At 56.7% G+C, this 22,308-nt stretch carries 25 protein-coding genes, 1 tRNA gene and 1 pseudogene; 9 read left to right on the top strand and 18 right to left on the bottom strand.

The features are described from left to right. Position 1 precedes the first annotated feature (1 nt). Positions 2-616 carry an acid-sensing system DNA-binding response regulator EvgA gene (gene evgA / locus ACOI7D_RS13960; protein ID WP_023291050.1) on the bottom strand — a complete coding sequence of 205 codons (615 nt, stop codon included), beginning with the start codon at positions 614-616 and terminating at the stop codon, positions 2-4. A 301-nt stretch (positions 617-917) separates the two neighbouring features. Between evgA and ACOI7D_RS13955 the strand changes: the two genes are divergently transcribed. Continuing rightward, entirely contained in the window at positions 918-1,283 is a 366-nt protein-coding gene (locus ACOI7D_RS13955) for an HdeA/HdeB family chaperone (RefSeq protein ID WP_072096603.1), read from the top strand. Here ACOI7D_RS13955 and ACOI7D_RS13950 read toward each other — a convergent pair. Both ACOI7D_RS13950 and ACOI7D_RS13945 read right to left on the bottom strand, forming a co-directional pair. Continuing rightward, on the bottom strand, positions 1,280-1,447 hold the full coding sequence (locus ACOI7D_RS13950; protein ID WP_156835173.1) for a hypothetical protein: 168 nt from the start codon (positions 1,445-1,447) through the stop codon (positions 1,280-1,282). The genes ACOI7D_RS13955 and ACOI7D_RS13950 overlap by 4 nt on opposite strands. Before the next feature lie 16 nt (positions 1,448-1,463). Next, positions 1,464-2,309 carry an MBL fold metallo-hydrolase gene (locus ACOI7D_RS13945; RefSeq protein ID WP_109547582.1) on the bottom strand — a complete coding sequence of 282 codons (846 nt, stop codon included), beginning with the start codon at positions 2,307-2,309 and terminating at the stop codon, positions 1,464-1,466. A gap of 748 nt (positions 2,310-3,057) precedes the next feature. Here ACOI7D_RS13945 and ACOI7D_RS13940 point away from each other — a divergent pair. The 3 genes from ACOI7D_RS13940 to ACOI7D_RS13930 are packed head-to-tail and all read left to right on the top strand — an operon-like array spanning position 3,058 to position 5,376. Further along, positions 3,058-3,978, top strand: coding sequence for a TauD/TfdA family dioxygenase (locus ACOI7D_RS13940; RefSeq protein WP_109546895.1), 921 nt, complete (start codon positions 3,058-3,060; stop codon positions 3,976-3,978). Positions 3,979-3,989: 11 nt separating this feature from the next. Further along, the gene (locus ACOI7D_RS13935) at positions 3,990-4,802 is read left to right on the top strand and encodes a sulfite exporter TauE/SafE family protein (protein WP_224222703.1); all 813 of its coding nucleotides are present in this window, start codon (positions 3,990-3,992) and stop codon (positions 4,800-4,802) included. Between the two features lies 1 nt (position 4,803). Then, positions 4,804-5,376: a GNAT family N-acetyltransferase gene (locus ACOI7D_RS13930; protein ID WP_064155335.1), complete on the top strand. Its 573-nt coding sequence runs from the start codon at positions 4,804-4,806 to the stop codon at positions 5,374-5,376. 160 nt (positions 5,377-5,536) lie between these two features. Here ACOI7D_RS13930 and ACOI7D_RS13925 read toward each other — a convergent pair. Beyond that, positions 5,537-5,612 (bottom strand) — tRNA-Ile (locus tag ACOI7D_RS13925). Positions 5,613-5,736: 124 nt separating this feature from the next. Here ACOI7D_RS13925 and mug point away from each other — a divergent pair. Further along, positions 5,737-6,243 (top strand): G/U mismatch-specific DNA glycosylase, encoded by a 507-nt coding sequence (gene mug / locus ACOI7D_RS13920; protein ID WP_002917636.1) that lies wholly within the window; start codon positions 5,737-5,739, stop codon positions 6,241-6,243. A 99-nt stretch (positions 6,244-6,342) separates the two neighbouring features. On the opposite strand, the gene rpoD is transcribed toward mug, so the two are convergent. From rpoD to rpsU, 3 genes are all read right to left on the bottom strand, one after another. Continuing rightward, positions 6,343-8,184: an RNA polymerase sigma factor RpoD gene (gene rpoD, locus ACOI7D_RS13915; protein ID WP_004174339.1), complete on the bottom strand. Its 1,842-nt coding sequence runs from the start codon at positions 8,182-8,184 to the stop codon at positions 6,343-6,345. 219 nt (positions 8,185-8,403) lie between these two features. Next, a complete protein-coding gene (gene dnaG, locus ACOI7D_RS13910) occupies positions 8,404-10,149 on the bottom strand; it encodes a DNA primase (protein WP_017899733.1) in 1,746 nt (581 codons plus the stop codon). A gap of 111 nt (positions 10,150-10,260) precedes the next feature. Beyond that, positions 10,261-10,476, bottom strand: a complete 216-nt coding sequence (gene rpsU, locus ACOI7D_RS13905; RefSeq protein ID WP_001144069.1) for a 30S ribosomal protein S21 — start codon at positions 10,474-10,476, stop codon at positions 10,261-10,263. Between the two features lie 237 nt (positions 10,477-10,713). Between rpsU and tsaD the strand changes: the two genes are divergently transcribed. Beyond that, positions 10,714-11,727, top strand: coding sequence for a tRNA (adenosine(37)-N6)-threonylcarbamoyltransferase complex transferase subunit TsaD (gene tsaD, locus ACOI7D_RS13900; RefSeq protein WP_002916879.1), 1,014 nt, complete (start codon positions 10,714-10,716; stop codon positions 11,725-11,727). A 44-nt stretch (positions 11,728-11,771) separates the two neighbouring features. Here tsaD and ACOI7D_RS13895 read toward each other — a convergent pair whose 3' ends face one another. From ACOI7D_RS13895 to ACOI7D_RS13860, 8 genes are all read right to left on the bottom strand, one after another. Beyond that, the gene (locus ACOI7D_RS13895; RefSeq protein ID WP_064155333.1) at positions 11,772-13,379 is read right to left on the bottom strand and encodes a purine-cytosine permease family protein; all 1,608 of its coding nucleotides are present in this window, start codon (positions 13,377-13,379) and stop codon (positions 11,772-11,774) included. 152 nt (positions 13,380-13,531) lie between these two features. Further along, positions 13,532-14,149, bottom strand: coding sequence for an urease accessory protein UreG (ureG, locus tag ACOI7D_RS13890; RefSeq protein WP_023291043.1), 618 nt, complete (start codon positions 14,147-14,149; stop codon positions 13,532-13,534). An 8-nt stretch (positions 14,150-14,157) separates the two neighbouring features. Next, on the bottom strand, positions 14,158-14,832 hold the full coding sequence (locus ACOI7D_RS13885) for an urease accessory protein UreF (protein WP_049015106.1): 675 nt from the start codon (positions 14,830-14,832) through the stop codon (positions 14,158-14,160). 1 nt (position 14,833) lies between these two features. Then, the gene (ureE, locus tag ACOI7D_RS13880) at positions 14,834-15,310 is read right to left on the bottom strand and encodes an urease accessory protein UreE (protein WP_017899736.1); all 477 of its coding nucleotides are present in this window, start codon (positions 15,308-15,310) and stop codon (positions 14,834-14,836) included. Positions 15,311-15,319: 9 nt separating this feature from the next. Further along, entirely contained in the window at positions 15,320-17,023 is a 1,704-nt protein-coding gene (gene ureC / locus ACOI7D_RS13875) for an urease subunit alpha (RefSeq protein ID WP_023291041.1), read from the bottom strand. After that, positions 17,016-17,336 (bottom strand): urease subunit beta, encoded by a 321-nt coding sequence (locus tag ACOI7D_RS13870; RefSeq protein ID WP_023291040.1) that lies wholly within the window; start codon positions 17,334-17,336, stop codon positions 17,016-17,018. The genes ureC and ACOI7D_RS13870 overlap by 8 nt, the downstream gene beginning before the upstream one ends. Before the next feature lie 9 nt (positions 17,337-17,345). Next, the gene (locus tag ACOI7D_RS13865; protein WP_002916871.1) at positions 17,346-17,648 is read right to left on the bottom strand and encodes an urease subunit gamma; all 303 of its coding nucleotides are present in this window, start codon (positions 17,646-17,648) and stop codon (positions 17,346-17,348) included. Between the two features lie 9 nt (positions 17,649-17,657). After that, positions 17,658-18,482 carry an urease accessory protein UreD gene (locus ACOI7D_RS13860; RefSeq protein ID WP_032454085.1) on the bottom strand — a complete coding sequence of 275 codons (825 nt, stop codon included), beginning with the start codon at positions 18,480-18,482 and terminating at the stop codon, positions 17,658-17,660. Between ACOI7D_RS13860 and ACOI7D_RS13855 the strand changes: the two genes are divergently transcribed. Continuing rightward, a complete protein-coding gene (locus ACOI7D_RS13855) occupies positions 18,472-18,618 on the top strand; it encodes a hypothetical protein (RefSeq protein ID WP_032428993.1) in 147 nt (48 codons plus the stop codon). The two genes, ACOI7D_RS13860 and ACOI7D_RS13855, sit on opposite strands and share 11 nt — an antisense overlap. A gap of 10 nt (positions 18,619-18,628) precedes the next feature. On the opposite strand, the pseudogene ACOI7D_RS13850 reads toward ACOI7D_RS13855, so the two are convergent. Further along, positions 18,629-18,730 (bottom strand): annotated as a pseudogene (locus tag ACOI7D_RS13850) (hypothetical protein); the annotation flags it as partial. 149 nt (positions 18,731-18,879) lie between these two features. Beyond that, a complete protein-coding gene (gene plsY, locus ACOI7D_RS13845) occupies positions 18,880-19,497 on the bottom strand; it encodes a glycerol-3-phosphate 1-O-acyltransferase PlsY (RefSeq protein WP_004205257.1) in 618 nt (205 codons plus the stop codon). A gap of 107 nt (positions 19,498-19,604) precedes the next feature. On the opposite strand from plsY, the gene folB reads away from it, so the two are divergent. Together folB and bacA are read left to right on the top strand one after the other, a co-directional pair. After that, positions 19,605-19,988: a bifunctional dihydroneopterin aldolase/7,8-dihydroneopterin epimerase gene (gene folB, locus ACOI7D_RS13840; RefSeq protein WP_004150923.1), complete on the top strand. Its 384-nt coding sequence runs from the start codon at positions 19,605-19,607 to the stop codon at positions 19,986-19,988. 198 nt (positions 19,989-20,186) lie between these two features. Further along, entirely contained in the window at positions 20,187-21,008 is an 822-nt protein-coding gene (gene bacA, locus ACOI7D_RS13835) for an undecaprenyl-diphosphate phosphatase (protein ID WP_023291038.1), read from the top strand. An 11-nt stretch (positions 21,009-21,019) separates the two neighbouring features. Here the strand turns inward: bacA and ACOI7D_RS13830 are convergent, their stop codons facing one another. Continuing rightward, positions 21,020-22,261 (bottom strand): multifunctional CCA addition/repair protein, encoded by a 1,242-nt coding sequence (locus tag ACOI7D_RS13830; RefSeq protein WP_023291037.1) that lies wholly within the window; start codon positions 22,259-22,261, stop codon positions 21,020-21,022. Positions 22,262-22,308 lie beyond the last annotated feature (47 nt).

The raw sequence follows: 22,308 nt of genomic DNA, 5'->3' as shown, positions 1-22,308 counted from the left end.
ATCACCCTATTTTATTGCGTTGCGCAAAGTCATAAAGCTCGAGCAGGGAGCTGCAGCCTAATTTATCCATCAGACGGACCTTATAGGTGCTGACCGTCTTATTGCTGATATTCATTTTGCTGCCGATGGTGGTGTAGTCGACGCCGCTGAGGATATAGCGGAAGACTTTCATCTCCTGCGTTGACAGCGTATCCAGCCGGTCCTGATCGGTGATGCCGTGGGTGCAGAAGCGCTCCAGTGAAAAGGGGAAATAGCTGTAGCCATTATTGGCCGCCTCGATCGCGGCGAGGATATTATTCATTCCCTCTTTTTTACTCACAAAACCATTGGCCCCGCAGTCGGCGCTGCGTTTGCCGTAGAACCGTTCATTTTTGGCGGAAATGACGATAATTTTTCCCTGGTAGCGGCGTTTGCGCAGCTGCTCAAGAACGTCGATGCCGCTGAGCTCCGGAATATCGACGTCAACGATCAGCAGGTCAGGCTGCATCGTTTCGGCGGCCTGCACCGCATGAGCGCCGCTGTCGAGCTCTGCCGCGACGGTAATACCGTTGGTATCGAGTAGGTTGCGAATGGCGATACGTGCCAATGGATGATCGTCAATGATTATCGCATTCATGGGGGCGTAAATCCTGATATGAAAAAGAAGGGCGATGTCTGGTGCAGGTGCGGCGGGGGTTATTTTTATCGATGCCGTAATAAGGCGCAATTGTAACACAAATCGTTTTCGCCCGGGGAAGATATTCTGGGCGAACCCTCGCTGAATATATTTGCATATCTGGATGACAGCTGTAGGAACAGGCGTTCGCTTACTTCAGCGCTGTCTGGTATTAAAAAAAATGCAAACGATTAATCTGCTCTTTTTAAGGTGAGTTGCCGGGAATATCGTCCGGTGACAACTGGCAGGTAAAATAATAACAATGGCAAAAGTGAAGCTCGCCCTTTGGCAAAAATGGGTTTGGAAACGTCTAATGGCAGGAATAATACTCGTGGCAATGAGTAGCGCCGCGGTGGGAAAGGACGCCTCGCCCGCTGAGGCGCGGACGCGCGATATGATGCGCTGTCAGGATTATCTGCAGCTGGATCCGCGCACCTGGACGCCGATGGTGATCTGGCTGATGAACGATCCTTTTTCCCTGCAGCCGCCGGAGTGGACCGACTTCCATGAAGCCGAGCTGGTGCTGACGCCGATCCTCACCGAAATCTGCCGTCAGGAGCCAGATGCCTGGCTGACTTCGCTGCGTGAACGGCTCAATTCCTACCAGCAGGTGCGGTCGCTAAATTAAGCGACCGCGATAAAGCGGCAGAAAAAGTGACTAAATGTGCAGTTAGCAGCCCATTCCTGCGCCGGGGATCGGCAGCGGTCCGCTTTTTGCGACAGGGCGTCGCAGGCCTTGCTCGCTGGCGTCGGGTTGGCGCCGGCGCAGATGGCATCCAGAGGCGCTGTCATCTGCGCGCTTTCACATTTATTTCCCGGCGGCAGAAAAATTCAGCGTTAATCCAACGCCGACCTCGTTAATTTTGATAAAACGCGCCAGGCTAACCTTCGCCGCAAGATCGGTACAATGGCATGGATAGACGGAGCCCGGGGACAATGCTTTGAGGTAATCCCCTGTCTGTGTGAGGCGATCTTCATCAGCATTTTGCAAATGGAACCCGCCAATGACCGAAACAATGTGATGTTCTCCGGTAACCTGTTTCGCATATTCAATAATGTTAGCTATTCCCGCGTGAGAACAACCTGTGACTACCACCAGTCCATCTTCTGTTTTTATTGCCAGCGCAGAATCATCCATAACGTAATCATCAGTGATTTCGCCTTTCTCATCCACCGTTTGGCCTACCGGTGTCAGCATCTCGAATTTATTGTCCCTTGGTATTTGACCAAGGAAGATGATGTTTTCAGTGAGTGGATAAGGTTTTTGGCTGCAAATTTTGTTGAAGAAGAGATCATTTTTATCGAATCTGTAGTTTATCCCTATAGATTTTTCATCAAAATACTTTGGGCTTAATGCATCTGGATGGCAGATTAAGTTTATCTTTTTCTCGGGAGTGAAGTTGAGTCGATCATAATATTGGGTTAAATGATTGAGTCCCCAGGTATGATCGTTATGGCCATGGGATAACACGATACTATCGATACTGGTCAAATCTATTTTCAACGTTTGCGCATTTTGCAGGAAAACATCTGAATATCCCGTATCGAAAAGAATTTTTTGACCATCATACTCAATCAGATAAGACACACCAGGTTCACCGATAAGGTACCTGTCAATGAATGTATTATTATCAACCAGAACCGTTAATTGCATCAATAAATCCTCGATGTGGCGCCAACAATATAAAAACGACATCTTTCTATTCTGGACTGGTGTTATGCCACAGTCATTGCGGATAAGCAATTCACCAACATTTGTCATGCATGCCAGGGTTGACCAGATGTCGCCGGGAAAAAGGATGAGCTTAACTAAAAAATTTGCATCGTGCCGTTTCTCGCTTGCGTTAGCCATTTATGCAATCGCGGCCATGCTCATCGCAAGGGAGACGGTAGTTATGCAATCGCTGTTTTTTATCCCTGACAACACAACCGGTCTATGGGGATACCGATATCGCGCCACGCCCTGATGGTCGACCAATCGAACGCTACCGTAAAGTCGGGCCGTTCGACATGAACGATCCTGAGGGCTGCAGGGATAGGAATGCGCAGTTGCCCACATCGCTACCTGACTTGAGAAACGTCGTATCCAGTAGCGTTGCTAATATTGATATATCTTATTTCTATTTGTTATTAATGAATCATTGACAGCGTTTAGCTGAACTGATTCAGCTAACGGCTCGCAGGATAATATTTTGTAAAAATTATGTGATTAAAATTTAAAGGTTTGTAGTCAGCGCTAAAGATAGAAAGATCGTCTGGATTTTATCCGCTACCTTGAAGGGATTAATAAACCTGCGTTATAAATTAACCGCACTATTTAGAATGAAATGGAAATATCTGAATGAACAATTCAGAGAAATAGTGAAATAAATCTTATTATACTGGTAGCTTCAGGACAGGGTATGTTTATGAAGAATGGAATTATTCTATCAATCGCCGACCGTATCAAAGACGCGCTTCCCATACCAACAGACGAATTCAGGAAAAGGCTTGAAGAGGACTGTTATGTAATATGGAAATTGCCACACTTTGATGCACAAGAAATCACTCAAACCCCCGTTGTTCCCTCTTATGCTGATTATGTCGAGTCAAAAAATGCAGAGTTACATGGCGCTTATCTTTCTGCACATTTTCAGGCCGGCCTATGGCCCGTCGTCTATCAGGGCGAAAATAACGGACATCTTATAAGGCATGTCTGCCCGATGCTCCAGGCAGAAGAGAAAATAAGTTCTCAGGGGGCTAAGTATGACTTTTACCCGCATGTCGATAATCCCGATCTGTACATTACCGGCGAGACGCCGTCTAACCGACTTGGCGGCTGTCCTGACACTCTGAGTTTGTTGTGTCTCAGGAAAGAGGAAGGCGTTCACACCAGTCTGTTAAAACTGGATCAGATTCTGAAGGGGCTTTCTGATAAGGATATCGCTATTCTTGCCAGCCCCGCCTTCAGGATTAAACGGCCAGCCAGCTTTACAGAGGGATCCAGTATTGAGAAGGTGCCGATTATTGTGAGCGACAACGGTGTCTGGTATTCACGATTTGACTGGCACAATACTCAAGGTATGACTCTCGAAGCCGAAGCCGCGCTGGAAAAAATGCGATTTATCACCCTGGAACATGACCTGTGGTTCAATGTTCCGCTGGAGCCAGGCTATGCAGTGACTTTTTTAAACCAAAGAACAATGCATACCAGAAATGCTTTTGAACCTCGTTTTGATGGCACGGACAGGTGGTTATTGCGGGTTTTTGCTATGAAACACAGACCAACTGATACGCAGCTTGTCGATTCTTCACTTTGTCTCCACCACCTGCGCACACTATAACGGAACAAAAAATGTCAGATTTAGTTAATCACTCAATGTTCATTGAGGGAAGCGTTATTGCTCATTACCTTATTCTCGGGGTGATCCTGCTGGTTATTGCATCATTTATCGCGGGCTATATTGATGCGATTGCGGGCGGTGCTGGACTCGTGTTAATTCCAGCCTTTATCCTGACAGGGCTACCACCTCAGCTTGCGCTGGGACAGGAAAAACTGGTCAGTACTATAGGCACCATCGCTGCCATTAAGAACTTTGTTAAAAATAAGTCTGTTATCTGGCGCGTTATCCCTGCGGGATTAATTTCTGCCCTGGCGGGAGCCTATGTGGGCGCGAAGGTGATATTACTTTTGCCTGTGGAGACCTTATCGATCGTCATTGTGGTGCTATTACCCGTTGGTTTACTCGCAGCAACGATTAAGGGAAAAATTAAAGAGTCCGCAGACGACTCTGCCAGGACTAACTTTCTGGCAATCTTTGTAGTGTGTTTTATCGTGGGTTTTTATGATGGTTTTTTTGGCCCTGGGACCGGTAGCCTTTTCATCATTGCCTTAACGGTTATTAATAAGTTTGGACTGCTGCAGGCATCCGCGACCAGCAAAATCTTTAATTTTGCATCCAATATAGGGGCGTTTGTTGCCTTTGCGATTGCCGGTAAGATGGCTTATTTAATCGGCATTCCGATGATTATTGCCAGCCTGGCTGGTAATCATATTGGCAGTCTGCATGCCATTAAAACCAATGGTGAAATTATCCGCAAAGTTCTGTTTGTCACCGTGGGTGCGATGATGGTGACGCTTTCAGTAAAATATTTTACAGGAGTATGAAATGGCAATGGGCAATGAAAATATCGTCGTGCGGCTGGCGCAAGACTCAGATATTCCAGAGGTGAAACAACTGCTGGAGCGCTATCACGCAAAAAATCTTGCGGGAGAGCAGCGGGCGAATGGATTTGTCACCACCGATATGACGGAGCAGCAGTTAAATGAACTGCGTTCAGCCGAAAGTGGTGTGGTGATTGCGGTTGATAGTACATGCGACAAGGTCATTGGCCTGTTGCTTGGTGGATCGTGGGAATTTCTCAGCCCCTGGCCCATGTTTAAATACATGGCAAGTATTCTCAATGAATATCACTACCAGGGAAAAAATCTGGATGCGGTTAGCTCATACCAGTATGGCCCCATCTGTGTCGCAGAAGAGTATCGTGGCCAGGGCGTAGGCGAGATGCTGCTTGAGTATCAACGCAAGGTGTTTGCACCGCGTTATCCCGTCATCGTTACCTTTGTCAATGTGCTGAACCCGCGCTCGTATGCATTTCATACCCGCAACCAGTTTGAGGACGTCGGTTTCTTTCACTTCAATGGCAATAAGTACCACATGATGGCATTACCGACCTCCTGAGAGGTGGGCTGATACATTGCGGCAGACCCGGCGGGCGTCTTCGGCGCCTGCCGGCATAAGCGAAGGTCCGGGTTTGGCCGGTGGCTAACCGATCTTTGCTCTTTTCAGGGGCGTCTGGAAAAGGAAAAGGGCCTACGTTTTCACGTAAGCCCTTGATATCTGGTGGCCCCTGTTGGGTTTGAACCAACGACCAAGCGATTATGAGTCGCCTGCTCTAACCACTGAGCTAAGGGGCCGTGGCGAGGGATTATAAAGTAACTGACGGTTGCAATCCAGCGTAAAGCGCGCAGCTGCTGTTTTTATAAACAATGCATTTTCAATCCTTTATAATCATGTTTTAGCCATACAGCCGGAGAAAACATGATTAGCGATATCCTTGCGCCGGGCCTGCGCGTTGTCTTTTGCGGTATCAACCCGGGGAAGTCCTCCGCCCATACCGGCTTTCATTTTGCCCATCCTGGCAATCGCTTCTGGAAAGTCATCCATCAGGCCGGGTTTACCGACCGACAGCTCAGGCCGGAAGAGGAGCTGCAGCTGCTGGATACGCGCTGCGGCATCACCATGCTGGTTGAGCGTCCGACGGTGCAGGCCAGCGAGGTCGCCCTGCAGGAGCTGCGCAGCGGCGGCCGTGAGCTGGTGAGGAAGATTGAGGAGTATCAGCCGCAGGCGCTGGCGGTGCTCGGCAAGCAGGCCTTCGAGCTGGCCTTTAACCAGCGCGGCGCGAAGTGGGGGAAACAGGCCATGACCATCGGCACGACCCAGGTGTGGGTGCTGCCCAATCCCAGCGGCTTAAACCGGGCGACGCTCGATAAGCTGGTGGCGGCCTATCGTGAACTGGATGATGCCCTGGCGACCCGCGGCCAGTAGCGGAGAGGGGCGACTTTCCCCGAGCGACCAGCGAAACGCCATAAAAAAAGCTCCCCGCAGGGAGCTTTTTAACAGGCTGTAGACGATGCCCCGCGACGATTAATCGTCGAGGAAGCTACGCAGCACTTCAGAACGGCTCGGGTGGCGCAGTTTACGCAGCGCCTTCGCTTCGATCTGACGGATACGTTCGCGAGTAACGTCGAACTGTTTACCCACTTCTTCCAGCGTGTGGTCGGTGTTCATGTCGATACCGAAACGCATACGCAGGACTTTCGCTTCACGAGCGGTAAGGCCGGCCAGCACGTCGTGCGTTGCCGCGCGCAGGCTCTCGGTGGTCGCGGAATCCAGCGGCAGCTCGAGGGTGGTATCCTCGATGAAATCCCCCAGATGCGAATCTTCATCGTCGCCGATCGGCGTTTCCATGGAGATAGGCTCTTTGGCGATCTTCAGCACTTTACGGATCTTGTCTTCCGGCATCAGCATGCGCTCAGCCAGCTCTTCCGGGGTCGGTTCACGGCCCATCTCCTGCAGCATCTGGCGGGAGATACGGTTGAGCTTGTTGATGGTCTCAATCATATGCACCGGAATACGGATGGTGCGCGCCTGATCCGCGATGGAGCGGGTAATGGCCTGACGGATCCACCAGGTGGCGTAGGTCGAGAACTTATAGCCGCGACGGTATTCGAACTTATCAACCGCTTTCATCAGACCGATGTTGCCTTCCTGAATCAGGTCGAGGAACTGCAGACCGCGGTTGGTGTATTTCTTGGCGATCGAGATAACCAGACGCAGGTTCGCTTCCACCATCTCTTTCTTCGCCCGGCGGGCTTTCGCTTCACCGATGGACATGCGACGGTTGATATCCTTCACCTGCTCGATGGTCAGGCCGGTCTCTTCTTCGATCTGCTGCAGCTTCTGCAGGCCGCGCTGCACGTCTTCTTTCACTTCCAGCAGCTTCTCGGACCACGGCTTGTTCATCGCCACCGCGGCGTTGAACCAGGTTTCGCTGGTTTCGTTGCCGGTGAACAGGGTGATGAAGTTTTTCTTCGGCATTTTGCACTGCTCAACGCACAGCTTCATGATGATACGTTCCTGAGTACGAACGCGATCCATCATGCTGCGCATGCTGTTGACCAGGTAATCGAACTGCTTCGGCACCAGGCGGAACTGCTTGAAGACTTCGGACAGCTTCAGGATCTCTTCCTGGGCGGCGGCATGGCTACGACCTTTGGCTTTGATGGTGTCGCGCGTCAGCTCGTACTGGGTACGCAGCTCGGCGAACTTCTCACGGGCCAGCTCAGGGTCGATGCTGTTGTCGTCATCGCTGTTGTCGTCGGCGTCTTCATCTTCGTCTTCGTCTTCGTCGTCATCCATCTCTTCCTGAGACAGCTCGGAGCCAACGTGGGTGGCGGTCGGCGCCATATCTTCTTCGGCGTTCGGATCGACGAAACCGGTGATCAGATCGGACAGACGGGCTTCTTCCGCTTCAACGCGGTCGTACTGCTCAAGCAGGTAGGTGATCGCTTCCGGATATTCGGCAACGGAGCACTGCACCTGGTTGATGCCGTCTTCGATGCGTTTGGCGATGTCGATTTCGCCTTCACGGGTCAGCAGCTCTACGGTACCCATTTCACGCATGTACATGCGCACCGGGTCGGTCGTGCGCCCGATTTCGGATTCCACGCTGGAGAGCACCTGCGCGGCGGCTTCGGCAGCATCTTCATCCGCGGTGTTTTCGGCAAGCATCAGATCATCGGCATCCGGTGCTTCTTCCATCACCTGAATGCCCATGTCGTTGATCATTTGGATGATGTCTTCGATCTGATCGGAATCGACGATATCTTCCGGCAGATGGTCATTGACCTCGGCATAGGTCAGATAGCCTTGCTCCTTACCACGTTGGACAAGAAGCTTCAGCTGTGACTGCGGGTTTTGCTCCATAAGACGGTATCCACACTTAATTCGTTTGATTGGTGTCGGCAGGCGGGCTGTCGACATTTAAAGCGAGGGCGTACTTATATTATTGCCGCTGCGCCTCTGCGCGGCTGTCGGGGGCTTCCCGATCGATACTCGGCACTTAAGCCGTTAAATACGGTGTCCTTCACGTTGCTCTGCGTTCTGCTGCTGCATCAATGCAACGTGAATGACTGAGTCTGTCATTTATTTCTTCGCCAGCTCCTGGCTGATGGTCCAGAGCTCCCGGCGTTCCTCACTGCTTAAACCGTGTGTGCGATCGCGAGCTATCAACTCTTCCTGTCGCAGTTCCAGCAGTGAATCAAACATATGGTTGAGCGAGTCGGTGAAGGTTTGTTCAGCGATATCTTTATCTGCTATATCGTCCCACATCGACAGTTTTTCAAGGGTTGCGGCCTCTTTTGTGCCGCGATATTGCTCTAAAAGTTGCCCGGTTGTCAGACCAGGCTGCGCCAGACAGCTTTTCACCAGCTCGCCGAACAGGCTCAGCCCCGGCATTTTGCGCGAGTCCAGCCCTTCCAGCGGTGGGACTAACGGCGCCAGATCCGGGTTTTGCACCAGCAGTCCTATCAGTATACGCATGGTCGTGCGTTTTAGCTGTGGTGCGGGGCGCGGCGCGCCATTTTCCGCCTGTTTTGGCATTAAACGTTCAAGCTGGGCGTCATCTAAAATGCCCAGCTTGTTGCCCAGCTCCTGACGCAAATAGATGCGCAGGGTTTCGCCCGGCACCTGGGTTATCAGCGGCAGCGCCAGCGTGCTCAGCTGCGCGCGCCCGTCCGGCGTGCTGAGGTCGACCTGCGGCAGCAGGCTGTTAAACAAGAACGTGGAGAGCGGCTGAGCCTGCTCCATCCGCGCCTCGAACGCCGCTTTGCCCTCTTTACGCACCAGCGTATCCGGGTCTTCGCCGTCAGGCAGAAACATAAAGCGCAGCTGGCGACCATCGGTCATGTACGGCAGCGCCGTCTCCAGCGCGCGCCAGGCGGCATCGCGGCCGGCCCGGTCGCCGTCGTAGCAGCAGATGACGTTATTGGTCACCCGGAACAGCAGCTGGATATGGTCGGCCGTGGTCGAGGTACCCAGCGAGGCGACAGCATAGTTGATGTCGTACTGCGCCAGCGCCACGACGTCCATATAGCCTTCGACAACCAGCAACCGCGGTGGTTCGGGGTTGTCCTGCTGCGCTTCATACAGGCCATACAGCTGACGGCCTTTATGGAATATGTCGGTTTCCGGGGAGTTGAGATACTTAGGCAGGGCATCGCCCAGCACCCGTCCGCCAAACCCAATCACCCGGCCTCGCTTATCGCGGATGGGAAACATTACCCGTTCGCGGAAGCGATCGTAACTGCGTCCCTGATCGTTGGTGACCAGCATGCCGGCATCAATAAGCGACTGGCGGTTTTCCTGATTGCCGCCAAAACGTTTTAAAACGTTATCCCAACCTGGGGGAGCATAGCCGATGGCAAAGCGCGTAATCACCTCGCTGCTTAACCCCCGTTTTGCCAGGTACTGGCGCGCAGGGTCGGCGGCGGGCTGCATCAGAGACTGTTGATAAAACGTATTCAGACCATCCAGTAACTGGTAGAGGTTCTGCCGTTGATGGCGCTCTATCTGGCTGGGTCCGTTGCCTGCTTCATAAGGCACTTCGAGGTTGTGCATGGCGGCCAGCTCTTCGACCGTTTCCACGAACTCGAGCTTGTCGTAGTTCATCAGGAAATCGATAGCATTGCCGTGCGCCCCGCAGCCGAAGCAGTGGTAAAACTGTTTTTCACCGTTGACGGTGAAAGAGGGGGTTTTTTCGTTATGGAACGGACAGCACGCGTGAAAATTTTTGCCCTGCTTTTTCAGCTTTACCCGCGCATCGATCAGATCGACGATGTCGGTTCTGGCAAGCAGATCGCTAATAAATACACGTGGAATTCGTCCAGCCATAAGCCCCGTTATTTCTGATGACTATAAACGAAAATAAGCCGCGCATTCCTTTCGGAAGCACGGCCTTACAACTACAACTCGGTCTGAATTGAGAGCGTCGCTCTCAACAGATTAGTACAGACGAGTACGGCGTGCGTTTTCGCGAGCCAGTTTCTTCGCGTGACGTTTCACTGCAGAAGCTTTAGCGCGCTTACGTTCGGTAGTCGGTTTTTCATAGAACTCACGACGACGAACTTCCGCCAGAACACCTGCTTTTTCGCAGGAACGCTTGAAGCGACGCAGAGCTACGTCGAACGGCTCGTTTTCACGTACTTTAATTACCGGCATGTGCCTCTCACCTTTGATTAATTCGGTTTGCCGCTGGCCGCAATGCCAGCTTATTTCAAAATGGTGCGGAATTTTACTGCAACTACTGCTGCTTTGTAAAGCACCGGCGCCTTTTTTGAAAGGGACTTTTATAAGGGTGAGGAGTATACACGAAGAGAGCACCAGGGGTGAGCAAAGTTTTACATCGCCGGTCATTGGACCTACACTGCGCGGTATTGAAGCGAGGTAAAACAACTCATGCGTGTACTGGGCATTGAAACATCCTGCGATGAAACCGGCATCGCGATTTATGACGACCAGCAAGGTCTGTTAGCCAACCAACTGTATAGTCAGGTGAAACTGCATGCGGACTACGGCGGCGTGGTGCCGGAGCTGGCATCGCGCGACCACGTGCGCAAAACGGTGCCGCTTATCCAGGCGGCGCTGAAAGAGGCCGGTCTGACGGCGAAAGATATCGATGCCGTCGCCTATACGGCGGGTCCTGGCCTGGTGGGGGCGCTGCTGGTCGGCGCCACCGTGGGCCGGTCGCTGGCCTTCGCCTGGAACGTGCCGGCGATTCCGGTACACCATATGGAAGGGCACCTGCTGGCGCCGATGCTGGAAGATAACCCGCCAGCGTTCCCGTTCGTCGCGCTGCTGGTCTCCGGCGGTCATACTCAGCTGATCAGCGTCACCGGCATCGGCCAGTACGAGCTGCTGGGCGAGTCGATTGACGATGCGGCGGGCGAAGCCTTTGATAAAACCGCGAAACTGCTGGGGCTGGATTATCCCGGCGGGCCGATGCTGTCGAAAATGGCGTCCCAGGGTACTGAAGGCCGCTTCGTCTTCCCGCGTCCGATGACCGACCGTCCGGGGCTGGACTTCAGCTTCTCCGGTCTGAAAACCTTCGCCGCCAATACCATTCGCAGCAACGGCGACGATGAGCAAACCCGCGCCGACATCGCCCGCGCGTTTGAGGATGCGGTCGTCGATACGCTAATGATTAAATGTCGCCGCGCGCTGGAGCAAACCGGCTTTAAGCGTCTGGTGATGGCGGGAGGCGTGAGCGCCAACCGCACCCTGCGGGCGAAGCTGGCGGAGATGATGCAAAAACGCGGCGGCGAGGTGTTCTACGCCCGCCCTGAGTTCTGTACCGATAACGGCGCGATGATCGCCTACGCCGGCATGGTGCGTCTGCAAACCGGCGCCAAAGCCGAGCTCGGCGTGACGGTCCGCCCGCGCTGGCCGCTGGCCGAGCTGCCTGCCGCCTAAAGCGTCCTGACACAGGCCGACGTCACGTCGGCCTGCCTTCCTAACTACTCCATACTTTTACACAGCGAGCAGATGGCGCCCTTATGCTTATGCGAGTGCATCACGTCCGGGCGCTCGTACTCTTCCTCACAGCTAACGCATTGATATACGGTGGTCGAGGCGTTCCCCGCCGCGTCATAGCGCGGTTCGGCGATCCCGTCATCTCTCTGCTTAATGTAGTAGCGCCCGCGGGTGAGGATCCCCATCAGCGGGGTCATGACAAAGGCGACGACCAGCGCAATCAGCGGCGAGAAGGGCGCCAGCGTCGCCCCCAGCAGGCCGAAGAAGGCGCAGATCGACAGCCCGGCGGCCAGGCCAAAGGAGACTACGCCCACCGGGTTCACGTTGTAGATCATGCCGCGACGATACTCCGGCTGCGCCGGCGCCAGCTTGAGCAAGCCTTTATTAAAGGTGATGTCGGTCGCCACCACCACGACCCAGGCGATGGCGAAGTTGGAGTAAAAGCCGAGGATCCACGACAGGGCGCTGAACATATCGCCTTCCATCAGCGCCAGGGCAATCGCCAGGTTGACCACCACAAAAATAATCCGCCCCGGATAGCGTTTGGTGGTGCGGGTCCAGGCGCTGGTCCACGCCAGCGAGCCGGAATAGGCATTGGTGACGTTAATTTTGATCTGCGAGATCACCACCAGCACCACCGCCAGCGTCAGAGCCAGCCAGCCGGGCACCAGGTTATCGAAGACGCTGACGAACTGCTGCACCGGTTCGGTATTGTGTACCGCCGGGAAACGGGTCAACAGATAGAAGCCGAGGAAAGCGCCGATAATCTGTTTGATCGCGCCTAGCACCACCCAGCCCGGGCCGGCGGAAAAGACCGCCAGCCACCAGGCTTTACGGTTCTCAGCGGTTTTAGGCGGCATAAAGCGCAGGTAATCAATTTGCTCGCCAATCTGCATGATCAGCGACAGGCATACCCCGGCGCCGAGCATGATGGCGGTGATATCCACCGTCGACGCGCTGTTTTTACCGGCGAAATGCAGGAAGCCGTCCACCAGCTGCGGATCCTTGACAATCAGCCACACCACCGGCACCACCATCAGCACCAGCCACAGCGGAGTGGTCCACACCTGCAGGCGGGTCAGGGCTTTCATGCCATAGACCACCAGCGGGAGCACCATCAGGGTGGCGATCAGATACCCCATCCACAGCGGGATCCCGAGGCCCACCAGCAGCCCCTGGGCCATGATCGAGCCTTCGAGGGCGAAGAAGATAAAGGTGAAGCCGGCAAAAATAATGCTGGTGATCACCGAGCCGAAATAGCCGAAGCCGGCGCTGCGGGTGATCAGGTCAAGGTCAATGTTGTAGCGCGCGGCGGTGATCGCCAACGGAATGCCGGTGAGGAAGATCACCAGCGCCGCCACCAGGATCGAATAGATGGCGTTGCTGGTGCCCCAGGCCATACCGATGCTGGCGCCGATGGAAAAGTCCGCCAGATAGGCGATGCCGCCCAGCGCCGTGACCGCGACGACGCCCGGTCCCCAGCGGCGGAAGCTCAGCGGGGCGTAACGTAAGGTGTAATCTTCTAAGGTTTCCCGGGAGCCGGAAGTCCGCGCGGTCGCGGGTAATTCAGGGTTGAGATCCAGTGATGACATAGTCATTCCTTAATGGTTAGGCATGACTTGAATTAGCAAACCTTATGCCATATTGCAGGGCAGGCGTGGCGGGGAGGGTGGTGCAGGGTGACAAAAGAGAGGGCAGGAGCTGCACCATCCGGACGCGCTTGCGCCCGGCTGGTGCAAAAGGCCTATTTGCCGAGCATGCCTTTGTCTTCGAGGAAGGCAATAATGGTGCTCAGGCCGTCGCCACGCTTCAGGTTGGTGAAGGTCCATGGGCGATCGCCGCGCATACGCTGGGTATCGCTCGCCATCACCTCCAGTGAAGCGCCCACATAGGGGGCAAGGTCGGTTTTATTGATCACCAGAAAATCGGATTTGGTGATCCCCGGCCCGCCTTTGCGCGGGATCTTCTCCCCTTCGGCCACGTCGATAACATAGATGGTCAGATCCGCCAGCTCCGGGCTGAAGGTGGCGCTCAGGTTATCGCCGCCGCTTTCCACGAAGATAAGGTCGAGGTTACCGAACTTTTCACTCAGCGCTTCCACCGCGGCGAGGTTCATCGAGGCATCTTCACGGATCGCCGTGTGCGGGCAGCCGCCGGTTTCCACCCCGACAATGCGTTCAGGCGCCAGCGCGCCCGCTTCAGTGAGGATGCGCTGATCTTCTTTGGTGTAGATGTCGTTGGTGACCACCGCCAGCTGCCAGGTATCGCGCATCGCTTTGCACAGCGCTTCCAGCAGGGCGGTTTTACCGGAGCCGACCGGGCCGCCAACGCCGACGCGCAGCGGGTGTTTATAAGAATTCATGGCTTCTCCTAGGAACGGAATAATCGGGAGTATTGGGTTTCATGCCGGGCAGAGGCGATGGCGGCGAGCGGCGTGGCCGATCCGATATCGCCGTCCGGCGCGGCCAGCGCGCGGGGCATCGCCGCCGCGTAGTGGTCGCAAAGACGTAAAATCAGCTGTTGAGCGGCCTGCTGGCCGAAGGGCACCAGCTTAACGCCGGCCATCACGGCGCTCTCAATCCAGCTGTAGCCCAGGCTTAGGGCCATCTCGGGCAGCGCGATGCGCCAGCGCACGCCGAGCCAGGCCATCCCGGCGAGCTGGCTTTGCTGGCACAGCGTGCGCCACGGCGGTGGACAGTCCGGCTGCCAGTCGCCAAGCAGGCGGGCAAACGCCGCGCCGCGGTTGCGCTCTTCCTCCCGCAGTTCACGGGTCTCCCGGCAGGCCAGCAGATAAGCCGTCCAGCGCCGGGCCGCGGCGATATCGCCTTGTTCGCAGGCGCGGTACAGGCGGGCGAACAGCGGCAGGTCGACGGTAAAAAAGCCTTCCGTCATCTGCCGTCGCTGCCAGTGCTCGAAGGCCGCGACGTCCGGCACCCATCCGGCTTCCACAGCCCACTCCAGCCCCTGGGACCAGCTGTAACCCCCTACCGGCAGGTTGCTGCTGGCCAGCTGCATCAGCCGCAGACGTTGTTCCGCTGTCGACATGCTAGTGGCTGTGAGCGTGGTGGTCATGATGAGCATGATGATGACCGTGGCTTTCGCTGGCGTAAGCGCCGGCTTCCGGCTCGAACGGCAGCTGGCCAAAGGTCACCGTCAGGCCGAACTGGCGCAGCATATCGTCCAGCACGTGATCGTGATGGTAGCGCAGCTCGCCCGGCATAATCTGCAGCGGTACGTGACGATTGCCGAGGTGGTAGCAGGCCTTCGCCAGCATAAACGGATCGTCGCAGCGCACCACCGACACTCCTTCATCAGCGGCAATCACCTGCACAAATTCGGTGCCGTCTTCGTTGCTGAGCACATCGCCGCCGCGCAGCAGCAGCCCGCGGGGCAGCAGCAGGCCAGCTTCCCGGCCATCGTTGAGGGTGACTTTTACCCGGCTTTTGACGCGAACATCAATCGGCAGCGTAACGCTGGCGGTCGCGGCGGCGGGGGTCTCCAGACGTTGAGTTAAATAAAGCATCCGCTCTCCTTAAAACAGAAAATAACGTTGCGCCATCGGCAGAACCTCTGCCGGCTCGCTGGTGATGAGTTCGCCATCCACCCGCACCTCATAAGTCTGCGCGTCGACGGTGATGTTAGGCTGCAGGCTGTTGTGCACCATGTCGGCTTTCTGCACCGTACGGCAGCCTTTCACCACGGCGATCGCGCTGCGCAGGTTCAGCCGCTCGGCTACGCCGTTGTCCGCCGCCGCCTGCGACAGGAAGGTGAGGCGGCAGTGATGGCGGGCGCTGCCCAGCGCGCCAAACATCGGACGGTAGTGCACCGGCTGCGGGGTTGGAATAGAGGCATTGATATCGCCCATCGGCGCGATGGCGATCATGCCGCCTTTGATCACGGTGGCCGGTTTCACGCCGAAGAAGGCAGGCGACCAGACCACAAGGTCCGCAAGCTTACCCACCTCAATGGAGCCGACTTCATGTGCGATGCCGTGGGTCAGCGCCGGGTTGATGGTGTATTTGGCGATGTAGCGCTTCACGCGAAAGTTGTCGTTATCCCCGGTCTCCTCCGCCAGCGCTCCGCGCTGCACCTTCATGCGGTGCGCCACCTGCCAGGTGCGGAGAACCACTTCCCCGACGCGGCCCATGGCCTGCGAATCCGAGGAGGTGAGCGAGAAGGCGCCAAGGTCGTGCAGCACGTCTTCCGCAGCGATGGTTTCCCGGCGAATGCGCGACTCGGCAAAGGCCACGTCCTCGGCGATGTCCGGGTCCAGATGGTGGCAGACCATCAGCATATCGAGATGTTCATCGATGGTGTTAAGGGTGTAGGGTAGCGTTGGGTTGGTGGAGGACGGCAAAATGTTCGGGTGGGCGCAGGCGGTGATGATATCCGGCGCATGGCCGCCGCCGGCCCCTTCGGTATGGAAGGTGTGAATGGTGCGCCCGCCGATGGCGGCGAGGGTATCTTCCACAAAACCGGACTCATTGAGCGTGTCGCTGTGCAGCGCGACCTGAATATCCATCTCATCGGCGACGGTTAACGCGCAGTCGATCGCCGCCGGGGTGGCGCCCCAGTCCTCATGGATCTTCAGGCCAATAACGCCCGCCGCCACCTGCTCGCGCAGAGCGTCCGGCTGAGAAACGTTGCCCTTGCCCAGCAGGCCGATATTGACCGGCAGGCTGTCGGCCGCCTGCAGCATGCGTGAGATATACCATGGCCCCGGGGTGCAGGTGGTGGCATGGGTACCCGCCGCCGGGCCGGTGCCGCCGCCGACCATGGTGGTCACGCCGGAGACCAGCGCCTCTTCCGCCTGCTGCGGACAGATCCAGTGAATATGGGTATCGATCCCGCCGGCGGTGACGATTTTTCCTTCGGCGGCAATGACTTCCGTCGCGGCGCCGATGGGGATGGTGACGTTGGGCTGAATGTCGGGGTTGCCGGCTTTGCCGATGGCGAAGATCCGACCGTCCTTCACACCGATATCGGCCTTAACGATCCCCCAGTGATCGACGATCAGCGCATTGGTGAGCACCAGGTCGACACAGTCGGCGGCCAGCATCTGTCCCTGACCCATCCCGTCGCGGATCACTTTGCCGCCGCCGAATTTGACCTCTTCCCCGTAGGTGGTCAAATCGTCCTCCACCTCTATCCACAGCTCGGTATCGGCCAGGCGCACCTTGTCGCCGATGGTGGGGCCGAACATGTCGGCATAGGCCTGGCGTGAAATATTACTCATCGTTTGCCTCCAGAGGGCCCATGACCTCGCCGCGGAAGCCGAAAACGGCGCGGTGACCGGCGAAGGCCACCAGCTCAACCTCGCGTTTCTGGCCAGGTTCAAAGCGTACCGCCGTGCCGGCCGGGATATTCAGGCGATAGCCGGTGGCCTGCTGACGGTTGAACTTCAGCGCCGGGTTGACCTCGGCGAAATGGTAGTGCGAACCGACCTGAATCGGCCGATCGCCGTGGTTTTCAACGACCACGCGACAGGTCGCCCGGCCGGTGTTGAGGGCTATCTGGCCGGGCTTAACGTGATATTCACCGGGGATCATGGCGCTACCTCAGATAATCGGGTTGTGAACGGTGACCAGCTTCGAGCCGTCCGGGAAGGTGGCTTCGACCTGGATATCCGGGATCATTTCCGGGACGCCCTCCATCACCTGCTCGCGGGTCAGGACGTGACGGCCTTCCTCCATCAGCGAGGCCACGCTTTTGCCGTCGCGGGCGCCTTCCATAATAAAGGCGCTGATCAGGGCCACGGACTCCGGATAGTTGAGCTTCAGTCCGCGGGCCAGGCGGCGTTCCGCCACCAGCGCGGCGGTAAACAGCAACAGCTTGTCTTTTTCTCGGGGGGTCAGTTCCATAACGTTCTCTTAAGTCAGCCAGATTCGGGGAAGTACGGGGGATTTGCCGGTGAGATGAGGGCGCAGAAACTGCCAGACGTCGCGCATCACCTGCTGGCAAACCAGATTATCGTCACTGAGGAAGCGCACCGTCAGCAGGCGGTCGGTCAGGCTGGCGCCGGCGTAGAGGCCGAGCGGCGCCAGCGCGTCGCGCACCCCGTCGAGCAGGGCATCGGTTGCCGGATAGCACAGCAGCGTGCCGACCCAGGGGCGTCCGGCGACGCTGGACAGCTCTCCCTCCTGCAGGTGCAGGCGCTCGACCAGCAGCGGCTCATCGTCCACCCATACCTCCAGCCGGTTGCTGAGGGTGCCGTGGCTGAAGGTTTCGCCGATCACCGGGCGGCCAAGGCAGAGCAGATCCCAGGCCAGCAGCGTGCTGGAGGCACAAAGGTGAAAGGTGGTGGACAGCCGGGCGTTCGCCCCGGGAAAGAAGATGGCATCCTGCGGGAGCCACTCCAGGGTCGCCTGCGGGGCGAGGGTCAACTGCTGGCGCAAAAGCGCTTGCGCGCCGCTGCTGCGGTAAAACTTGCTGGCGCCAGGCATGGTTATCAGGGTATGGCAGCCGGGATCAAGGTGGGCGCTAATCGTCAGCTCATCACCGCCGACGATGCCGCCGGGGGGGTGAAGCAGATAGAGATGACAGGTCTCTTCTTCCGGGTAAAACGGGCGCTGGACGGTCAGTGGGCCGACGTGTTGGGCGCTGGCGAGAACGGTCTTGCCGCCGGCCTGCTGAAAGCGCAGATCCAGCGTGGCCTGCCAGCCTTTTTTGAGTGGTGGTAACACGGTGCCGTGCAATGTTGCGCCCCTGCAAAATCAAGATAAAACAGCAGCAATGAGTATTGATCGGCGGGAGATTATCCCGGTCATACGAAACGCTTATGTCATCTGTTACCCGGAGCGTCGCATCGGGCGCGAGGGGAAAGCGGCATAACCGCTCCGGATTATTCACCCGGATAATCATTGCCGTCAATATCCTGATCCGTTGCCTGGCCGCGGCGGAAAAGGCGTCAGCGCGGTTCACGCCGCGCCGCCGGTCGCTGGCGTGATTTTTGCTGTGGGTCGCCGCTAACGCATTGTTACAAAAGGGGGATGTGGCGATGATCGCCAATCATGATGACGTAAGGCGAAAGAGCGGGTGAGACCGCTAAATAGAATCGGGGATCCCTCCGGCTGGGGTGGCCGGGAGGGGAGATTACTTCTCTTCTGGCGTTTTTTTCTTCTTCACCCGCGTCCAGATTTTGCTCTCCTGGCGGCGCCACAGACGCTGAATGTTGTCGTGATGGCGCAGCAGGATCAGGCAGGAGAGCATCGACACCGGGAAGGTGTACTGTGGTTTGAACCACCAGACGTAGAACGGAGCGATCAGCGCGCTGACGATAGCGCCAAGGGAAGAGTAACCGCTGAGCAGGATGGTCAGCAGCCAGGTCCCGGCCATCACGCCGGTCAGGTCGAGGCCGATGGGGGCGATAGCGCCGAAGGCCGTGGCGACGCCTTTACCGCCGCGGAAATGAAAGAAGACTGGCCAGATGTGGCCCACGCAGGCGGCAATCGCCACTAAACCCAGCCAGAACGGCGTCAGGCCCAGCGCCCAGGCGCCCCATACCGGCAACATGCCCTTCAGCACATCAAAAATAAGTACCGCTACGGCCGCCCCTTTTCCGCCGATTCGTAGTACGTTAGTGGCCCCGGGGTTGCCTGAGCCGCTGTCGCGTGGGTCGGGCAGGCCAGCAAGGCGACATACCAGAATGGCGCTGGAAATGGAGCCGCAGAGGTAGGCGAGGAGTACCAGTCCAGGCGCGATTGCACTCATAACGCTGTTCCGTTTTGAAAATGTCGTTGTATTCTCTGCATCTGTGGATAATACGCATAATTCGCCGGAAGTGGTATCCGGTTTAGCTAAAAAGCAGGCAGGGCGTGATGGATATTGTATTTATAGAGCAACTTTCGGTAATCACCACCATTGGTGTTTATGACTGGGAACAAACCATTGAACAGAAGCTGGTGTTCGATATCGAAATTGCATGGGATAACCGCAAGGCGGCCGCCAGCGATGATGTCAGCGATTGCCTTAGCTATGCTGATATCAGCGAGCGCGTCATCGCGCATGTTGAGGGGGGAAAATTCGCGTTAGTGGAGCGGGTGGCGGAAGAGGTGGCCGACCTGCTGCTGGAGACATTCCAGTCGCCATGGGTGCGCATTAAAGTCAGCAAACCTGGCGCCGTGGCTCGCGCGGCAAACGTCGGGGTGATTATTGAACGTGGCCTTAATCTGAAACAAAACTTTTCAGGTCATACTTGTTAAACAAATTGCGTTTATACCGGTCATAGCATCCGGTCATCAGGCAATTTTACTGGCGATCTCCTACCAGAACGGCAGGTGAATCCTTGTGTACGCCGTGTACGCTGCGGATTGCGCGCCCTCTGGCAGCCGGGTTATGCCTGTTGAACGATACCGTGTTCCTGGTTTTTTTCATTTTACTTTTTTAAAGGGTTTAATTGGATGAGCGATATACACTCGCTGCTGGTGGCGGCAATATTGGGTGTGGTTGAGGGGTTAACAGAATTTTTACCTGTTTCCAGTACCGGTCATATGATTATTGTTGGTCACCTGCTGGGGTTTGAAGGTGATACGGCAAATACCTTTGAAGTGGTTATTCAGCTAGGCTCGATACTCGCCGTGGTGGTGATGTTCTGGCGTCGCCTGTTCGGCCTGATCGGCATCCATTTCGGCAAGCCGCCGGCGCATGAAGGCAAGGGCAGCGGTCGCTTATCGCTTATCCATATCCTTCTCGGCATGATCCCCGCGGTGGTGATGGGGCTTATTTTCCACGACACCATTAAGTCCTTGTTTAACCCGGTAAACGTGATGTACGCCCTGATTGTCGGCGGTGTGCTGTTAATTGCGGCGGAAGTGCTGAAGCCGAAACAGCCGCGCGCGGTCGGGATTGACGATATGACCTATCGTCAGGCATTCGTTATCGGCTGCTTCCAGTGCCTGGCGCTGTGGCCGGGCTTCTCCCGCTCAGGGGCGACCATCTCCGGCGGCATGCTGATGGGCGTTAGCCGCTACGCGGCGTCGGAGTTCTCATTCCTGCTGGCGGTACCGATGATGATGGGCGCCACGGTGCTGGACGTCTACAAGAGCATCGGCTTCCTCAACATGGGCGATGTTCCGATGTTTGCCGTCGGCTTCGTGATGGCGTTTATCGTGGCGCTGATTGCGATTAAAACCTTCCTGCAGCTGATCAAACGGATCTCGTTCATTCCGTTCGCTATCTACCGCTTTATCGTCGCGGCAGCGGTGTACGTGGTCTTTTTCTAAGGCCTGCGCCCTCAGCCTTGCGGCTGGGGGCAACGCTGTTCCTTCCACTGCGCCACCGCCGCAATTCTCCGCCGCGTCAGCTCCTCGCGAATTTCCGCCCCTTTAAAGCCCGCCGCTACCACCTCTTTGGTGGAGACCGACTGCGCCACTTCCCAGGCTTCCAGCAGCAGGCGCCCCTGCGGATAATCGCTGGCCTCAAAGCCGGTGCGCCCGCGGACGTCGGCTTCGCTGGTGAGGGCGATCTGTTGCACGCGCTGCGGTTTACGCCAGGCGTCAATGCTGTCGAAAAGTTTGACGAGAGTTTTTGGCTGCAGGATCGGCAGGGTGTGGATCAGATCATGGTACTCCGCCACCAGTTTCGCGAGATCGCGGATATCGTTCGGCACCCGCAGACGCGCGCAGAGCTGCTCCACCAGCTTGACTCCCGCCGGGCCATGGCCGTGGTGACGCGGCCAGAGCGCTTTCGGCGTCAGCCCTTTGCCGAGGTCATGGCACAGGGTGGCGAAGCGCACCTCGACGTCCGGCGATAGCATCGCGGCCATCGTGACGGTCATCAGGGTGTGCAGGCCGGTATCGATTTCCGGGTGCCATTTGGCCGGGGCCGGCACGCCGTACAGGGCGTCAATCTCCGGGAACAGCACCTTGAGGGCCTGGCAGTCGCGCAGCGTCTGGAAAAAGACCTGAGGGTTGCGGGTGGTCAACGCGCTTTCCGTCTCTTTCCACACCCGCTCCGGCGTTAAATGGGCCAGTTCGCCGGCCTCAACCATGGCGGCCATCAGGGTCTGGGTCTCTTCGGCGATGCGAAAACCGAGATGGGCATAGCGGGCGGCAAAGCGCGCCACGCGCAGCACGCGCAGCGGGTCTTCGCTAAAGGCGGGAGAGACATGGCGCAGCAGGCGCTGGCGGAGATCGTTTTGTCCGCCGTAGGGGTCGATAATCGTGCCGTCGGCATCCTGGGCGAGGGCGTTGACCGTCAGGTCGCGGCGCAGCAGATCCGCCTCAAGAGTGACGTCCGGGGCGGCATAGCAGGTAAAACCGGTATAGCCTGCGCCGGATTTGCGCTCGGTGCGGGCCAGGGCATACTCTTCCCGGCTTTGCGGATGAAGAAACACGGGAAAGTCGCGGCCTACCTGCTGATAGCCCGCGTCAAGCATCTGTTGCGGGGTGGCGCCCACCACCACCCAGTCTCGGTCTTTGACCGGCAGTCCTAACAGCGCGTCGCGCACCGCACCACCGACCAGATAACTCTTCACGCCTGATTCTCCCGTATCTGTTTTTCGCAAGATGATACGTAAGTCTG

The sequence above is a fragment of the Klebsiella sp. C360 genome (genome assembly GCF_048822415.1).
In the GTDB taxonomy this organism is placed as follows: Bacteria; Pseudomonadota; Gammaproteobacteria; order Enterobacterales; family Enterobacteriaceae; genus Klebsiella; species Klebsiella quasipneumoniae.
Note: the sequence above shows the minus strand (reverse complement) of the source record. Positions and strands in the feature narration are given on the sequence as shown.

Bases quoted from the DNA above. Each gene is read 5' to 3' on its own strand.
- ACOI7D_RS13895 (WP_064155333.1), bottom strand. From the start codon at position 13,379: ATGTCATCACTGGATCTCAACCCTGAATTACCCGCGACCGCGCGGACT.
- ACOI7D_RS13865 (WP_002916871.1), bottom strand. From the start codon at position 17,648: ATGGAACTGACCCCCCGAGAAAAAGACAAGCTGTTGCTGTTTACCGCC.
- ACOI7D_RS13945 (WP_109547582.1), bottom strand. From the start codon at position 2,309: ATGCAATTAACGGTTCTGGTTGATAATAATACATTCATTGACAGGTAC.
- ACOI7D_RS13930 (WP_064155335.1), top strand. From the start codon at position 4,804: ATGGCAATGGGCAATGAAAATATCGTCGTGCGGCTGGCGCAAGACTCA.
- ureE (WP_017899736.1), bottom strand. From the start codon at position 15,310: ATGCTTTATTTAACTCAACGTCTGGAGACCCCCGCCGCCGCGACCGCC.
- bacA (WP_023291038.1), top strand. From the start codon at position 20,187: ATGAGCGATATACACTCGCTGCTGGTGGCGGCAATATTGGGTGTGGTT.
- ACOI7D_RS13950 (WP_156835173.1), bottom strand. From the start codon at position 1,447: ATGACAGCGCCTCTGGATGCCATCTGCGCCGGCGCCAACCCGACGCCA.
- tsaD (WP_002916879.1), top strand. From the start codon at position 10,714: ATGCGTGTACTGGGCATTGAAACATCCTGCGATGAAACCGGCATCGCG.
- ureG (WP_023291043.1), bottom strand. From the start codon at position 14,149: ATGAATTCTTATAAACACCCGCTGCGCGTCGGCGTTGGCGGCCCGGTC.
- ACOI7D_RS13935 (WP_224222703.1), top strand. From the start codon at position 3,990: ATGTCAGATTTAGTTAATCACTCAATGTTCATTGAGGGAAGCGTTATT.
- mug (WP_002917636.1), top strand. From the start codon at position 5,737: ATGATTAGCGATATCCTTGCGCCGGGCCTGCGCGTTGTCTTTTGCGGT.
- ACOI7D_RS13940 (WP_109546895.1), top strand. From the start codon at position 3,058: ATGTTTATGAAGAATGGAATTATTCTATCAATCGCCGACCGTATCAAA.
- ACOI7D_RS13955 (WP_072096603.1), top strand. From the start codon at position 918: ATGGCAAAAGTGAAGCTCGCCCTTTGGCAAAAATGGGTTTGGAAACGT.
- rpoD (WP_004174339.1), bottom strand. From the start codon at position 8,184: ATGGAGCAAAACCCGCAGTCACAGCTGAAGCTTCTTGTCCAACGTGGT.
- dnaG (WP_017899733.1), bottom strand. From the start codon at position 10,149: ATGGCTGGACGAATTCCACGTGTATTTATTAGCGATCTGCTTGCCAGA.
- folB (WP_004150923.1), top strand. From the start codon at position 19,605: ATGGATATTGTATTTATAGAGCAACTTTCGGTAATCACCACCATTGGT.
- evgA (WP_023291050.1), bottom strand. From the start codon at position 616: ATGAATGCGATAATCATTGACGATCATCCATTGGCACGTATCGCCATT.
- ACOI7D_RS13885 (WP_049015106.1), bottom strand. From the start codon at position 14,832: ATGTCGACAGCGGAACAACGTCTGCGGCTGATGCAGCTGGCCAGCAGC.
- ureC (WP_023291041.1), bottom strand. From the start codon at position 17,023: ATGAGTAATATTTCACGCCAGGCCTATGCCGACATGTTCGGCCCCACC.
- ACOI7D_RS13870 (WP_023291040.1), bottom strand. From the start codon at position 17,336: ATGATCCCCGGTGAATATCACGTTAAGCCCGGCCAGATAGCCCTCAAC.
- rpsU (WP_001144069.1), bottom strand. From the start codon at position 10,476: ATGCCGGTAATTAAAGTACGTGAAAACGAGCCGTTCGACGTAGCTCTG.
- plsY (WP_004205257.1), bottom strand. From the start codon at position 19,497: ATGAGTGCAATCGCGCCTGGACTGGTACTCCTCGCCTACCTCTGCGGC.